This window comes from Achromobacter sp. Root565 (genome assembly GCF_001427425.1).
GTDB classification, from domain to species: Bacteria; Pseudomonadota; Gammaproteobacteria; order Burkholderiales; family Burkholderiaceae_B; genus Achromobacter; species Achromobacter spanius_D.
The window spans coordinates 34,272-48,166 of record NZ_LMGO01000010.1 but is presented as its reverse complement, the minus strand read 5'-3'; the positions used below and the strand labels follow the sequence as shown (position 1 = coordinate 48,166).

Sequence of the window (13,895 nt, the reverse complement as noted above, 5' to 3'; positions counted from 1 at the left end):
AGCGGGGCCGGGCAGGCCGGCAGGGTCCGCTGTTCCGCCTATGATAGACGAGCGTTAAAGGGGGCGCGATAATCGCGCCTGCAGTCAGTGGAAGGTTGGATCGCCTTCAATATGTATCAGGAGACTTTCAATGCCCGTGCGGATGCCCAAGCTACGGTTCACCCGACGCGCCGGCAAGATTCTCCTGGGTATTGTGGCGTTCGTGCTGATTCTCTTTGGCGTTGCCGCCTGGCAAGTGCCGAAGGTGCTGCACGGCGTCCTGACCGACGATGTCTCGAAGATGATCGGGCGCGACGTTTCCGTCGGCAAGATCACGTTCAATCCCTTCACGCTGACCGTCCGCGCGCAAGACCTGGCTGTGGCGCAACCTGGCGCGCAGACACCGCTGCTGACCTTGGCCGAACTGGATGCCAGCGCATCGTGGACATCGCTGTTCTGGTTTGCGCCGGTGGTCGATCGTCTGACGCTGCGGCAGCCTAACATTGCCATCGTCCGCGAAGACGTCCTGCGCTTCAATTTCTCTGACATAGAACAACGCGTCGCCGAATTGGCCGCCGCCAAGCCCGACGAGCCGCCCAAACCGGACGAAGGCCTGCCGCGGTTCTCGCTCAACAACATGGTGATCGAGAACGGCACGATCACGCTGGACGACAAGGTCACCGGCCGCAAGCAGGTCGTGGACGAATTCACCATCGGCATCCCGTTTATCTCGACCTTCGGCTACGCCACCGACATCGACGTGCAGCCGCGCCTGCATCTGCGCATCAACGGCAGTCCCTTCGACCTGACCGGCGTGGCGCGTCCGTTCGACGTGGTGCCCTCGTCCACGCTGCGCGTCGCCTTCGATGGCCTGCAGCTCGAAAAATGGGCCGACGTCTGGCCCATGCCGCTGCCGTTCAAGGTCGAGAGCGCGCTGCTCGATTCGAACCTGCAGGTCGTTTTCGAGCAGCCCAAGGACGCGCCGCCCAAGATCCGCGTGGTCGGCGACCTGGGCTTGCGCCGCCTGGACGTGCGGGATCCGTCCGGCGGCAATCTGGCCGCGTGGAGCGCGTTGACCGTCAGCCGGCTGGAACTGGAGCCCATCGCGCGACAGGTCTACATTGGCGAGGTCGGGCTGTGGGCGCCGCAGATTCACGTGCGGCGTCATGCCAATGAACATCTGAACTGGCAGGATGTTGTCGCCGGGCTGAAGGCGCTGGGCGGCGTGGAGCCGACGGCGACGCCCGTTCGCGATGAAATGCGCAAGGCCAGCGGCTTGAAACCACTGGCCGCGAGCGGGACGCCGGCTGCGCCCGAAGCACAGTCTTCGGCTACGTCATCGGCTTCGACGCCAGCCCCCGCCGCCAAGGCTGACGCGGGCACGGCCTCAACGGCGCAAGCGCCCGCGGGACAAGCGCCCGCCGGACAATCACCGGACACGCAACCACCCGCTGACCCGGCCGCCGCGCCCACCGAATGGAAGGTCACCCTCGATGCCTTCAACCTGCACGAAGGCGAGGTCTACGTCACCGACGCGGTCAGCAAGCTCGACTACGTGATGACCGGCCTGGCCGCCACTGTCGAAGGCGTCGAGCTGCCGCAGCAGCCGGACCGGCCCATCAACCTGTGGCTGACCATGGACAACAGCGCCGACGGCGGCTGGCTGCGCGCCAAAGGGCCGCTGGTCATCAAGCCGCTGTCGCTCGACATGAACGTGCGCCTGGGCAACGTCGCGCTGGCGCCGCTGGCGCCGGCCGTACGCAGCGCCGCGCCCATCAGCCTGCTCGATGGCCGGCTGGGCGCCACCGCGCAGCTCCATGTACGTGAAAAGGGCGGTGCGATCGACGCGTCCGCCACGGCCGTCCAGGCCGACCTGACCCAGTTCAAGGCGCGCGACGAATCGCTCAAGCCCGCGCTGGACGTCGCGATGCAGTCGTTGCGAATCACCGCCGACCGCCTCGCCCTCGGGCCCGGCCCCAGCAACTTCACGGTGGCCGCCGCGGGCGTCCAGGGCGAAGGCAAGCTGGATCTCAAAGGCGTCTTCACGCCGCAGCCGCTCACGCTCAAGACCGCCGTCGACCTGTCCGGCCTGAACGTCGCCAGCTTTGCGCCGTACTTCGCCTCCAGCCTGAACGCCACCGTCCGCGCCGTCACGCTGGGCGCCAAGGGCAACGCCGAATTCACCGCCGCCGCCGGCAACGCGCCGATGAAGGCCGTCTGGAAGGGCGCCGTCGACGTCACCGACCTGGATTTGCAGGATCGCGTCAACAAGGACGACTTCCTGAATTGGAAGCGCCTCGGCTTCACCGGCATGGACATCTCCGTGGCGGGCGAGAAGATCGGCGCCAAACTGGGCGACATCGTCCTCGAAGACTTCTACGGCCGCATTCTGCTCAATGCGCAAGGACGGCTCAACGTCATGGATCTGGTGGCCGCGCCCGGACAGGCCGGCGGCTCCATCACGCAGGACACGCAGACCCCCGGACGCAGCGCCGATACGCCGGCCGCGCCGCCGGCTGCCGCCGCGTCCACTTCCTCTGGCAGGGGCCGCGGGGCGAGCGCCATGCCCGACATCTCGGTCAATAGCGTCACGCTGACACGCGGCCGCATGACCTTCACCGACCGCTTCGTCAAGCCCAACTACGTCGCCGAACTGTCCAGCATCGAAGGCGATATCACCGCCGTCTCCTCCACCAATCCCCAGCCCGCCAAGGTCAAGGTCACGGGACGGGTGTACACCACGGCGCCGCTCTCCATCAGCGGCGTCGTGCAGCCTTTCGCCCAATACCTCTCCTTGGACCTGAAGGCCTCCGCCAAGGGCGTCGACCTGCCGCGCTTCAACACCTATTCGGCCAAGTACGTCGGCTATCCCATCAAGCGCGGCAAGCTCTCGGTCGACCTGGAATACAAGATCAAGAACCGTGCGTTGCAGGCCTCCAACCACGTCGTGCTCAACCAGCTCACCTTCGGCGACAAGACCAACAGCCCCGACGCCACCAAGCTGCCCGTGCTGCTCGCCGTGGCGCTGCTCAAGGACTCGCGCGGCAACATCGACATCAGGCTGCCCATCGCCGGCTCGCTCGACGACCCCGAGTTCTCGGTCGGCGGCATCGTCGTGCGCGTGCTGATGAATCTGGTGGTCAAGGCCGTGACCTCGCCCTTCAGCCTGCTCGCTTCCGCGTTCGGCGGCGGCGAAGAGCTGTCCTATGTCGAATTCGCGCCCGGCAGCGTCGTCCTCACCGACGACACCCTCCAGCGCATCGACACGCTCACCAAGGCGCTCACCGACCGCCCGGCCCTCAAGATGGACATCAGCGGCCGTGCAGACCCCAAGACCGACACCGACGGCCTGCGCCAGGCCTGGGTCGACGCCAAGATCCGCGCCGCCAAGGCCGCCGACGTCGCGCCGCGCGGCAAGAAGCCCGACCCGAAGGGCGTCACGGTCTCCAACGCGGAACGTGCCAAGTACCTCGAAGCCGTCTACGATGACGCAGACCTCAAGGACAAACCGCGCAACTTCATCGGCATGGCCAAATCCATCCCGGCCGCTGAGATGGAAGCGATGCTGCGCGCGGCGGCCCCGGTCGGCGAGGAGCAACTGCGCCAATTGGCCGATGCCCGCGCGCAGGCTGTTTATGAGAAGTTGCAAGCCCAGGAAGGACTCGCGGATCGCGTGTTCATCGTTGCGCCGCAGCTGGACGCCGATGGCATCAAGGACGAGGGACAACCCTCACGCGTGGACTTCTCCCTGAAGTGAACTCGGCGGGCTCAGGCAGGGACGCTAGGCGCGTCCCTCCGTGCCCGTCTTTTACCAGGAGATTTTCGATGAAAGACCAGGACGACGCGCACTTCGACAGCCTGCTCCCGCCCTTGCGGCTGGACCGCCGAGGGTTCCTCGCCACCACTGCGGCGGCGGGTTTCTCGCTGGCGGCAGGCCCGGTGGCGGCGCAAACCGTCATCACCACAGACGCCAAGGGCCTCGTGGCCGGCAAGATCGAAATCCCCACCTCCGATGGCAAGATCCCGGCCTTCCGCGCCGCGCCGGATGGCAAGAAGAATCTGCCCACGATCATCGTCGTCCAGGAAATCTTCGGCGTGCACGAATACATCCAGGACGTCTGCCGACGCCTGGCGCATCAGGGTTACCTCGCCATCGCGCCGGAACTCTATGCGCGCCAGGGCGACCCGTCCAAGTACACCGAAATCCCCAAACTGCAGGCCGAGATCGTCAGCAAGGTCCCGGACAAACAGGTCATCGCCGACCTGGACGCCACTGCCGCCTGGGCCGCCGCCAACGGCGGCAATCCCGACCGTCTGGGCATCCTGGGCTTCTGCTGGGGCGGCCGCCAGGTCTGGCTCTACGCCGCCCACAACCCCAAACTCAAGGCCGGCGCCGCCTGGTACGGCCAACTGGCGGGCGACCCGACCGAACTCAAACCCAAGTCGGCCCTGGTGATCGTCAATGACCTGAAAGCCCCGGTCCTCGGCGCCTACGGCGGCAAGGACGCCGGCATCTCCCAGGCCGACGTCGACCGCATGCGCGTCGAACTCGCCAAGGGCTCCGCCGCCGCCAAGGCCTCCCGCATCGACATCTACCCCGATGCCGGCCACGCGTTCCACGCGGATTACCGGCCGTCGTACCGCAAGGCTGAAGCCGAACAGGCGTGGACGCGAATGCTGGACTGGTTCAAGCAGAACGGGTTGTAAAAAACCCAAGCCCACGGGAAGGCCCCTAGACGCGCAGCGGCAGTACTCCGATACAAGACTCTGCGTAAGCCCCCGAAGGCCGCCCGCGCGGCCGACCGGGGGCGGGCACCGCGAGATATTCCATTGCTCACGGAACGCGGCTAGAACCTCAAGAACACGGCCGCCCCGGCGATGTCCAGCATTCGAAATAAGAGCCCGGTGCATCGGCCTTTCAGCGCGCGTGGGGCGTCGATAAGCCCGAGGGAATCTGAAGGCAGTCGCCGAAGGCGACAACGAAGATGACGAAGGGGAAGCCCGGAGCGAAGGCTCCGGGCCGCTATCGTGGACCCACGCGCGCTGAAAGGCCGATGTGCCGGGCGTCGAAAGAACTCAAATCATCCAAACCAGGATCCCAGGCTTTCAAGGAATTACCGAGCCTTCTCCCCCGGCAGCCCATCACTCACCTCCGCCAGCGCCCGCTTCATATCCTCGTACTTCATCACCCGCTCGCTCTGAAACCCGCCCAGCACACCCCGGCACCCATCCACACCAGACCGCTTCATCTCCTCCATCATCGTCTTCCCGTCGGCCTGCCCTTTGGCAAACGCCGCATCGAAGCCGCCAGTGGGAAACCCATATTCCTCGGCATACCGCGTCAGATTCTTGCGAGCCGTCTCCTGATGCTGCGCCAGATCAGGCTCTGAAGCCCCGCACGAACGCGCCGCGCCGTTGGAAGCGCCAGCGGCGATAACGAAGGAGTCGTATTGAGCCTGCTCCGCAGCATCGGGGGCCGCCCACGCCGGGGCAGCAGCGGCCAGCGTCAATGCCAGCCCGGTCAGGAATTTGCGCATCGAAAGTCTCCTGGTAAGACCCGCCACAGTGTTCGGTCTCTCGCGGACGCAGCGGGCGATATCTAACACGGCATTATGGCAACCGCGCGTTTCCACCCCGTGTACTCGCCGTGTGGAGTCGTTTCGAACTGTTCATCTTCTTTTCGCCTTCCGCCAAAGGCAGCAAGCCGGCCTCGCTCGAACTATGATGGGGGCTGTGAGGCGCTCCTGCCTCAATGCATTGCCCCCTTTCATTCTGGAGATCTACATGACGATCAAAGTCGGCGATCGCGTGCCTGATGGCACGTTGACCGAATTCATCGAAACTGAAACCGCTGGCTGCTCGCTCGGCCCCAACGCGTTTCAGGTGGCCGACCTGACCCGCGGCAAGACCATTGCGCTGTTTGCCGTGCCGGGCGCCTTCACGCCCACCTGCTCGGCCAAGCATCTGCCCGGCTACGTCGAACAGGCCGCTGCCCTCAAGGCCAAGGGCATCGACGAAATCTGGTGCGTGTCCGTCAACGACGCCTTCGTCATGGGCGCCTGGGGACGCGAACAGAAGACCGACGGCAAGGTTCGCATGCTGGCCGACGGCTCCGCGCTGTGGACCAAGGAACTCGGCCTCGAACTGGACCTCGTCCAGCGCGGCATGGGCGTGCGCTCGCAGCGCTACTCCGCCCTGATTGTCGACGGTGTTGTGAAGCAACTGAACGTGGAAGCCGCTGGCAAGTTTGAAGTCAGCGACGCGGCCACCATGCTCTCGCAAGCCTGATCCCCGCAGGTTCCTGTTTTACCGCCAGTGTTGCGGGCCGCCCCGGCGGCCCGCGGCGCTGAAAGCCAGCAGCGGTTGTCGACGCCATGCTCTCCACGATCTCTTCGTTTTCGTCGCTTTATTTTGCGACCTTGCTGATGCTTATCGGCACGGGTCTCTTCAATACTTACATGGGCCTGCGGCTGACTGCGCAGTCCGTCAGCGAAGTGTGGATCGGCACCCTGATCGCCGGCTACTACCTCGGGCTCGTGTGCGGCGCGCGGCTTGGACACAAGCTCATCATCCGCGTCGGCCACATCCGCGCGTTCGTCGCGTGCGCGGCCATTGCCACCAGCATGATCCTGGCGCAGACGCTGGTCGACTCCATGCCCATGTGGCTGGTGTTCCGCATCGTCTCCGGCATCGTCATGGTGACCGAGTTCATGGTCATCGAGAGCTGGCTCAACGAACAGACCGAAAACCACCAGCGCGGCCGCGTGTTCTCTGTCTACATGGTCGTCTCCGGCCTGGGCACCGTACTTGGCCAGTTGGCGCTCACGGCCTACGCCACGCTGGACCTGCGCCCGCTTACCCTGGTCGCCATGTGCCTCGTGCTGTGCCTCGTGCCGCTTGCCGTCACGGCCCGGTCCCACCCGCCGACGCCGCTGCCCGCGCCGCTGGACGTGCGCTTCTTCATGCGGCGCGTGCCGCTGTCGATGACCGTGCTGTTCGTGGCGGGCAACCTGTCCGGCGCGTTTTACGGCCTGGCCGCCGTCTATGGCGCCAAAAATGGCCTGACCACGTCGCAGGCCGCCATCTTCGTCGCCGCCGCCGTGACCGCGGGCTTGTTGTCGCAGTGGCCGATGGGCTGGCTGTCCGACCGTATCAACCGCGCGGGCCTCATCCGCTTCAACGCCTTGCTGCTGGTTTTGCTGCCCGCTGTCATGTGGGGCTGGATTGCGTTGCCGTTCTGGGCGCTGGTGGCCATGTCCTGCATCTTCGGCATCCTGCAGTTCACGCTCTATCCATTGGGCGCGGCCTTTGCCAACGACCACGTCGAATCCGAACGGCGCGTCAGCCTGTCGGCGGTGTTGCTGATGACGTATGGCCTGGGCGCCTGTGTCGGGCCCATGATCGCGGGCCTGATGATGTCGCTGGGCGGACCCGCTATGTACTATGTGTTCATCTCGGCGTGCGCCGTGATTCTGGTCTGGCAGGTGCGGCCGACGCGCGTCACCGGCGCGCACCAGGTCGACGAGGCGCCGACGCACTTCGTGCCCATGCCCGACACGTTGCAAAGCTCGCCCGCGGCGGCAGTGCTGGATCCGCGCGTGGATCCCGAGAACGACATCGCCATGGAAATGGTGCAGCCGGATCCGTCCGCGGCGCCGGCCCCGCCAGAGGTTGTCGCGGAACCGGCGCCCGCAGAGCCGATCGCTGCGGAAGCGCCGTTGGACGGATCCAACGACGCCGAATCCGAATCCGAAGCCGAATCCGAACCCGAACGCCAGCGGCGCACCGGCACGTGAAACGCCCCTACCAGGGCGTCATCAGCAAAATGGCGGACAGCGCCAGCGCAATGCCCAGCACGTTCACGCGCGTGAGCGGTTCACGAAACGCCAGGGCGCCCACCAGGGTGCCCAGCGTGATCACCCCCATGTTCATTGACGCGAACACCAGCGCGGGGTGCTCGGGCAGCGACTGGTGGGCGCGCACGTAGGTCAGGATGTTGCCGAAGTTGGCCAGCCCCAACGCCACGCCGGCGGCCAGATGCCGCGCCTGCCAACGTACGCGTCGCCACAGCAGATACGCCAGCATCAGCGCGCCCGCCAACAGGAACGCCAGCAGCAGGCCGCCCGCAAACGCGGTCCCCGTGCGCGCGACCTGCTTGAACAGGATGTCGATCACGCCATAGCCTGCCCAGACCACCAGCGGCCACAACCACATCGCGCGCCGGTCCTCGGCCGCGGTGGCGTCGGATAACCGAATGCGCGGCGGCTGGCGCAGCAGGCAGAAGAGGGCGGCGAAGGCCAGCGCGATGGCTGCCAGCTTGCGCCCCGTGACCGGCTCCCCGAACAACGCGAACGCGGCCAGGAGCGGAATGAAGAGCGACAGGCGCTGCGCGGCGTCGCTGCGCACGATGCCTGCATGCCGCAACGCGGCCGCCATGGCCAGGAAGATGCTGGGCAGCAATACGCCCAACGCGGCCAGCACCAGCCACGGCGTTTGCGGCGCCAGGAGGCGCGCCGCGTCGGGGCGCAGGATCAGCCAGCAGAGCAGGGCGGCCACGGCGTAGTTCATGGCGATCGCCTGGCGCACGTCTATTTGCCAACGCCTCGCCAGCTTGAGCATCACGGCCACAGTGACGCTGCAGGCCACGCTGGCCGCTAGATACAAAAGACCGGGCGTCAACGGCATGCTGTCTTTTCCTGGTGGTCGTGTGCGGTGGCGTCGACCCGCATGCCCAGGCGGTCCAGCAGGCGCTGGTCAGCCGCCATCTGCGGATTGGCGGTGGTCAGCAGCGCGTCGCCGTAGAACATGGAGTTGGCGCCCGCCAGGAAGCACAACGCCTGCAGCGCATCGTCCATCGCCTCGCGTCCGGCCGACAGCCGCACGGCGGCGCGCGGCATCGCGATGCGCGCCACCGCGATGGTGCGCACGAATTCGAACGGATCAAGGGCCTCCACGTCGGACAACGGCGTGCCTTCCACCTGCACGAGGTTGTTGATGGGCACGGATTCGGGATACGGCTCCATGCTGGCAAGCTGGGCGATCAGCCCGGCGCGTTCGCGGCGCGATTCACCCATGCCCACGATGCCGCCGCAGCACACGCTAATGCCGGCGTCGCGCACGCGGTCCAGCGTGTCCAGACGGTCCTGGTAGGTGCGCGTGGAGATGATCTTGCCGTAGAACTCCGGCGAGGTGTCCAGGTTGTGGTTGTAGTAGTCCAGGCCCGCGTTCTTCAACTGCTCGGCCTGGCCGTCCCTCAGCATGCCCAACGTCACGCAGGTTTCCAACCCCAGCGCCTTGACTGCGCTGACCATCTCGGCCACGGCGTCCAGGTGATGCGGCTTGGGACTGCGCCACGCGGCGCCCATGCAGAAGCGCTGGGCGCCGCCAGCCTGCGCCGCGCGCGCCGCGGCCACCACGTCTTCCAGCGGCATCAGCTTGTCGGCGTCCACACCGGTGTCGTAGTGCGATGACTGCGGGCAGTAAGCGCAGTCCTCGGGACAGCCGCCGGTCTTGATCGACAGCAGGCTCGACAACTGGATGGCGTTGGGATCGAAATGGGCGCGGTGCGCCTGCTGCGCGCGGTGCATCAAGTCCATGAACGGCAGCTCGTAGAGCGCCAGGATGGCATCGGCAGTCCATGCCGAGGCGGGCAGGCGCTTGGGCGCTGTCGGGACGGGAATGTACGCAGTCTGCATGGTCGGAGGCTCCTTCGTTCGAACCGGGGATGGGGCCGCTGGCCTGATGGCCGGGGCGGGATCGGCGGATCGTAAGAAAGGGCGGCCGCTTTGTGCAATGCGGTCGATTAAGCGGGATTTAGTGCAGAATTGGGGGTTGTTTCAAAGAAAATGGCCGTTTTTGAGCGGCCTGCCGTTCTAACTCGGCGGCATCTTCGCCGATGCGAAGGGGGCGGATATTTTGATTCAAATTGTAAATCCGACCTGCGCCACTCAAGTTTTTGCCGGTTTGTCCCGGTTGCGCGCGCTTTCGTGGCCGGTGATGCCCCGATCCCGCGCCCAGACGATGGCGGCGCTACGCCGATGCACGCCGATCTTGCTGTAGATCGTGGCCACGTGATTGCGCACGGTGTTGCGCGACAGCTTGAGCGCCTTGGCGATGCCATCGTCGTCGTGGCCTTGGCAAAGCAGGCCCAGGACCTCGCGCTCGCGCGACGTGAGCTGGGCCAGTTCCGCCACATCGCGGGTCGCGGGGGCGGGTTGGCGTAGCTGGGCCAGCTTCTCGATGATGCCGCGGCTGAACCAGGAGGTGTCCTGCATCACCGCCTCGATCGCCGTCAGCAGTTCGGTCTCGGACCGCTTGCGCTCGGTAATGTCCTGCATCACGATCAGCACGCGGCGCAAGCCCCCGATCATGACCGGCTCGGCCGACACCAGGCAGTCCAGTTCGCCGCCGTCCCGAGCGACCATCACCGCTTCGCGGTTGCGGACGCTCTCGCCGCGTTTCAGGGCGGCCAGCATGCCTTCGTATGGCCGCAGCCCCAGTTCGACAAGATCCTGCTCGGCCTTGTCATCCAACGTCAGGCCGGTGGCCGCGGCAAAGGCGTCATTGATGTTCAGCACATTCAAGGTGACGCCGTCGCAGACGGCCATCGGCACGGGCGCCAGCTGGAAGGCTTTGGAGAAGCGCTCTTCGCTTTCGCGCAGCGCCTCTTCGGTACGCTTGCGGCCTTCCAGGTCGATGAACGTGAACAGCATGCAGGGCTCGTCGTTCATGTCGATGGGCTGGCCGGCCACCACCACGAACTTGGTGCTGCCGTCGGGCAGCCTCAGCACGCCTTCGCGCTGCGGGATGGTCTTGCCTTCGTCCAGCCGCGCCACGTCTGTCTCTTTCTCGTCGCTGCCGTCCAGCACGTCCAGTTCGTACGCCGACTTGCCGAGCACGGCGTCGCGCGAGTAGCCGGTCATTTCCAGGAATCCCTGGTTCACTTTGACGTAACGCAGGTCGGACAGCCGGCAAATCAGCGCGGGGGCCGGATTGGCCGAGAAGGCGCGTTCGAAGCGTTCCTCGGCGTTGATCTGCGCCGTCTGGTCATGCAGGATCAGCACGCGATAGGGGATGGGGCCGCCATCGTCCAGGTTCACGCCGCGCGCGAGCAGGTTGCGCGCGAATTCGTCATCGTCCTTGCGGGTCAGATCCAGCAGCAGGTCTTCGAACTCTTCGCCCGCCGCCAGACGGTCCAGCGGATACTGGCGTGCCGGCACACGGTGATGGTTGCGATAGGTGAGCGTATATCGCTTGCGAAAGCCCGCAGGCGTGCCGCCCAGGTCTTCCATTGATTCGGCGCCATGCAGCTCAAGTGCGCTGGCGTTGGCCCAGGCGATCGAGCCATCGGCCTCAAGCAGGATGATGCCCTCGTTGAGGCCCGCGATAATGCTCTGCAGGTGTTGGCGATGTGCTTGGGGTGCGGCGTCATTGGGGGTCACGTAGGCCTCTTATTTCTTCGCATGGCGTCTACGCGCAAGCATGAAGCCGCGCGCCGGTGCTGTCCAGAGGTCAAAACGGAGGAGTCTCGCGGAAGGGGTACAGCGAGAGGGGATTGCACCGCGCGAATGGGGTGGCGGAAGTAAACGCGGCAGCAAGTACGAACGCGCAAAAGCAAAAAGCTCCGGAATCCGGAGCTTTAGGTGCGTGCTGCGAGCAGCGTTCGGTAAGCGCAAAGTGCTTGGCGGAGCGGACGGGACTCGAACCCGCGACCCCCGGCGTGACAGGCCGGTATTCTAACCAACTGAACTACCGCTCCGCAGCGGCTTACTGATAACTTCAAACTTCACTTCCATGCTGTGGTGTCAAGACAGCCTGTACTGCTTGCCAGCTGAAGCTGGCGTCCCCTAGGGGATTCGAACCCCTGTACTCACCGTGAAAGGGTGATGTCCTAGGCCTCTAGACGAAGGGGACCTGGAACGAACAACTTTACTACTGTACTGCGTACTGGTGGAGGTAAGCGGGATCGAACCGCTGACCTCTTGCATGCCATGCAAGCGCTCTCCCAGCTGAGCTATACCCCCAGGGCGTCCTGCTGTCCCAAACTTCAAACAACAAGGTCTCACACTTATAAAACAAAAAAGCCCCGAAAACGGAGCTCTTGAAAGACTCTGAGCGAGAGAGCTTTTGGCGGAGCGGACGGGACTCGAACCCGCGACCCCCGGCGTGACAGGCCGGTATTCTAACCAACTGAACTACCGCTCCGCAGCGGCTTACTCAACTACATAATCACTTCAACTGCATCACTACTACTGCATGCCAGTAGACTGGCGTCCCCTAGGGGATTCGAACCCCTGTACTCACCGTGAAAGGGTGATGTCCTAGGCCTCTAGACGAAGGGGACTTGGACTTGCTGAACTGCTCTTCGCTTTGGACTGGTGGAGGTAAGCGGGATCGAACCGCTGACCTCTTGCATGCCATGCAAGCGCTCTCCCAGCTGAGCTATACCCCCGTTTCTCTAATCAATCCGTTCAACGTTTTCGCTTTAAACGCGCTGTTTAGAGCGCGTTTTTTGCTGTTTCGTTGCCGGTTTTGTTTAGTGCCGTTGGCGAAGAAACGAGATTATGCACGAACTAAATTGGGCGTGCAAGTCGCTTCACGGCAAAAAGCAAAAAAGTTGCGAAAAAAGAGGGTTCGATGGCCTTGGATAGGGCGTATTTGGGGCGGTTCTGGCGGTGGGGTCGCCGCGGCATGCGCCTGCGATTGGTGCAGAAATCAACAAAATCAAAGACTTGTGCAAGTGCTATCGTGAATGGCTGAATTTTTTTGCGGCGCGCGGTTTTTTTGCGCCCGCGCAGCACGGAATGTTGCCGCGGATCGGCAAGGAAATCGACACATGAGCCATTCTTCATGAGCAGCACCGCGTTTCCCACCGTCGCCCTTGGCCGCACGGACATGGCCATCACGCGCATCGGCCTGGGCGCGTGGGCAATGGGCGGCAATGGGTGGGCAGTGGGCTGGGGGCCGCAGGACGACGCGGAATCCATCAAGGCGATCCGGCATGCGATCGACCGCGGCATCAACTGGATCGACACCGCCGCCGTCTACGGGCTGGGTCATTCCGAAGCGATCGTGCGCCAGGCGCTGGCCCAGATGCCCGCCAGCGAGCGTCCGTACGTGTTCACCAAATGCGGTTTGACGTGGTCGCCGGAGCAGCCGCAGGCCATGCCGCGTCGCACGGGAACGCCGTCCAGCATCCGCCGCGAGCTTGAGGGGTCGTTGCGGCGGCTGGGCGTCGAGCGCATCGATCTGTACCAGATGCACTGGCCGGCGGGCGATGGCACGCCGCTGGAGGCGTACTGGCAGGAATTGCTGGATCTGAAGCAGGCCGGCAAGATCCGCGCGGTCGGGCTGTCGAACCACAATCTTGCGCAGTTGCAGGCCGCGGAACAGCTGGGGCACGTGGACACGTTGCAGCCGCCGTTTTCGGCGATCCAGCGCGCCGCGGCCAGCGACCTGATCCCGTGGTGCGCGGCAAACGGCACGGGCGTGATCGTCTACAGCCCGATGAATTCGGGCTTGCTGACCGGCAAGTTCAGCGCCGAGCGTGCGCGGGCCTTGCCGCCCGACGATTGGCGCGCGCGGCACGCGGATTTCCGGTTGCCGGACCTGGATCGCAACCTGGCGCTGGCCGATGCCTTCAAACCCATTGCTGAGCGGCACGGCGCCACCGTGGCGGCCGCGGCAGCCGCGTGGACGCTGGCTTGGCCAGGCGTGACGGGCGCCATCCTGGGGGCGCGCAGCGCGTCGCAGGTGGACGGGCTGATCGGCGCGGTCGAACTGGAACTGGATGCCGATGACATGCAGGCCATTGCGGATGCGATTGAAGTCTCGGGGGCGGGCAACGGACCGCTGCAACCCCCCGACGAAACAGGCTCGCTGCCCGCGAACCTGTTTGCCTGAAGGAAGATGGCCGC

10 protein-coding genes and 6 tRNA genes are annotated in these 13,895 nt (G+C 65.0%); 5 read left to right on the top strand and 11 right to left on the bottom strand.

The window, feature by feature from the left end; genetic code table 11:
- Positions 1–130 precede the first annotated feature (130 nt).
- Together ASD71_RS26930 and ASD71_RS26925 are read left to right on the top strand one after the other, a co-directional pair.
- A complete protein-coding gene (locus ASD71_RS26930) occupies positions 131–3,736 on the top strand; it encodes a DUF748 domain-containing protein (protein ID WP_056571732.1) in 3,606 nt (1,201 codons plus the stop codon).
- Between the two features lie 68 nt (positions 3,737–3,804).
- The gene (locus tag ASD71_RS26925) at positions 3,805–4,686 is read left to right on the top strand and encodes a dienelactone hydrolase family protein (protein WP_056571729.1); all 882 of its coding nucleotides are present in this window, start codon (positions 3,805–3,807) and stop codon (positions 4,684–4,686) included.
- A 407-nt stretch (positions 4,687–5,093) separates the two neighbouring features.
- On the opposite strand, the gene ASD71_RS26920 is transcribed toward ASD71_RS26925, so the two are convergent.
- On the bottom strand, positions 5,094–5,516 hold the full coding sequence (locus ASD71_RS26920) for a hypothetical protein (RefSeq protein WP_056571726.1): 423 nt from the start codon (positions 5,514–5,516) through the stop codon (positions 5,094–5,096).
- Positions 5,517–5,763: 247 nt separating this feature from the next.
- Here ASD71_RS26920 and ASD71_RS26915 point away from each other — a divergent pair, with 247 nt between their 5' ends.
- Both ASD71_RS26915 and ASD71_RS26910 read left to right on the top strand, forming a co-directional pair.
- Entirely contained in the window at positions 5,764–6,267 is a 504-nt protein-coding gene (locus tag ASD71_RS26915) for a peroxiredoxin (RefSeq protein ID WP_056571722.1), read from the top strand.
- An 86-nt stretch (positions 6,268–6,353) separates the two neighbouring features.
- Entirely contained in the window at positions 6,354–7,775 is a 1,422-nt protein-coding gene (locus tag ASD71_RS26910; RefSeq protein WP_056571719.1) for an MFS transporter, read from the top strand.
- Between the two features lie 7 nt (positions 7,776–7,782).
- Here the strand turns inward: ASD71_RS26910 and ASD71_RS26905 are convergent, their stop codons facing one another.
- The 10 genes from ASD71_RS26905 to ASD71_RS28120 form a co-directional block, all read right to left on the bottom strand.
- Complete coding sequence (locus ASD71_RS26905) at positions 7,783–8,658, bottom strand: EamA family transporter (RefSeq protein ID WP_056571917.1); 876 nt, start codon at positions 8,656–8,658, stop codon at positions 7,783–7,785.
- Positions 8,655–9,674 (bottom strand): biotin synthase BioB, encoded by a 1,020-nt coding sequence (gene bioB / locus ASD71_RS26900; protein WP_056571716.1) that lies wholly within the window; start codon positions 9,672–9,674, stop codon positions 8,655–8,657. Before bioB ends, ASD71_RS26905 begins: the two co-directional genes overlap by 4 nt.
- A 252-nt stretch (positions 9,675–9,926) precedes the next feature.
- Positions 9,927–11,420 (bottom strand): helix-turn-helix transcriptional regulator, encoded by a 1,494-nt coding sequence (locus ASD71_RS26895; protein ID WP_056571713.1) that lies wholly within the window; start codon positions 11,418–11,420, stop codon positions 9,927–9,929.
- Positions 11,421–11,660: 240 nt separating this feature from the next.
- Positions 11,661–11,737: transfer RNA gene (locus ASD71_RS26890), tRNA-Asp, on the bottom strand.
- A 79-nt stretch (positions 11,738–11,816) separates the two neighbouring features.
- Positions 11,817–11,892: transfer RNA gene (locus ASD71_RS26885), tRNA-Glu, on the bottom strand.
- 34 nt (positions 11,893–11,926) lie between these two features.
- Positions 11,927–12,002: transfer RNA gene (locus tag ASD71_RS26880), tRNA-Ala, on the bottom strand.
- Positions 12,003–12,106: 104 nt separating this feature from the next.
- Positions 12,107–12,183: transfer RNA gene (locus ASD71_RS26875), tRNA-Asp, on the bottom strand.
- 63 nt (positions 12,184–12,246) lie between these two features.
- Positions 12,247–12,322 (bottom strand) — tRNA-Glu (locus tag ASD71_RS26870).
- Between the two features lie 32 nt (positions 12,323–12,354).
- Positions 12,355–12,430 (bottom strand) — tRNA-Ala (locus ASD71_RS26865).
- A 121-nt stretch (positions 12,431–12,551) separates the two neighbouring features.
- Positions 12,552–12,830 (bottom strand): hypothetical protein, encoded by a 279-nt coding sequence (locus tag ASD71_RS28120; protein WP_156395337.1) that lies wholly within the window; start codon positions 12,828–12,830, stop codon positions 12,552–12,554.
- Between the two features lie 43 nt (positions 12,831–12,873).
- On the opposite strand from ASD71_RS28120, the gene ASD71_RS26860 reads away from it, so the two are divergent.
- Positions 12,874–13,881, top strand: coding sequence for an aldo/keto reductase (locus ASD71_RS26860; protein WP_082579086.1), 1,008 nt, complete (start codon positions 12,874–12,876; stop codon positions 13,879–13,881).
- Positions 13,882–13,895 lie beyond the last annotated feature (14 nt).

Bases quoted from the DNA above. Each gene is read 5' to 3' on its own strand.
- ASD71_RS26930 (WP_056571732.1), top strand. From the start codon at position 131: ATGCCCGTGCGGATGCCCAAGCTACGGTTCACCCGACGCGCCGGCAAG.
- ASD71_RS26860 (WP_082579086.1), top strand. From the start codon at position 12,874: ATGGCCATCACGCGCATCGGCCTGGGCGCGTGGGCAATGGGCGGCAAT.
- bioB (WP_056571716.1), bottom strand. From the start codon at position 9,674: ATGCAGACTGCGTACATTCCCGTCCCGACAGCGCCCAAGCGCCTGCCC.
- ASD71_RS26920 (WP_056571726.1), bottom strand. From the start codon at position 5,516: ATGCGCAAATTCCTGACCGGGCTGGCATTGACGCTGGCCGCTGCTGCC.
- ASD71_RS26915 (WP_056571722.1), top strand. From the start codon at position 5,764: ATGACGATCAAAGTCGGCGATCGCGTGCCTGATGGCACGTTGACCGAA.
- ASD71_RS28120 (WP_156395337.1), bottom strand. From the start codon at position 12,830: ATGAAGAATGGCTCATGTGTCGATTTCCTTGCCGATCCGCGGCAACAT.
- ASD71_RS26925 (WP_056571729.1), top strand. From the start codon at position 3,805: ATGAAAGACCAGGACGACGCGCACTTCGACAGCCTGCTCCCGCCCTTG.
- ASD71_RS26910 (WP_056571719.1), top strand. From the start codon at position 6,354: ATGCTCTCCACGATCTCTTCGTTTTCGTCGCTTTATTTTGCGACCTTG.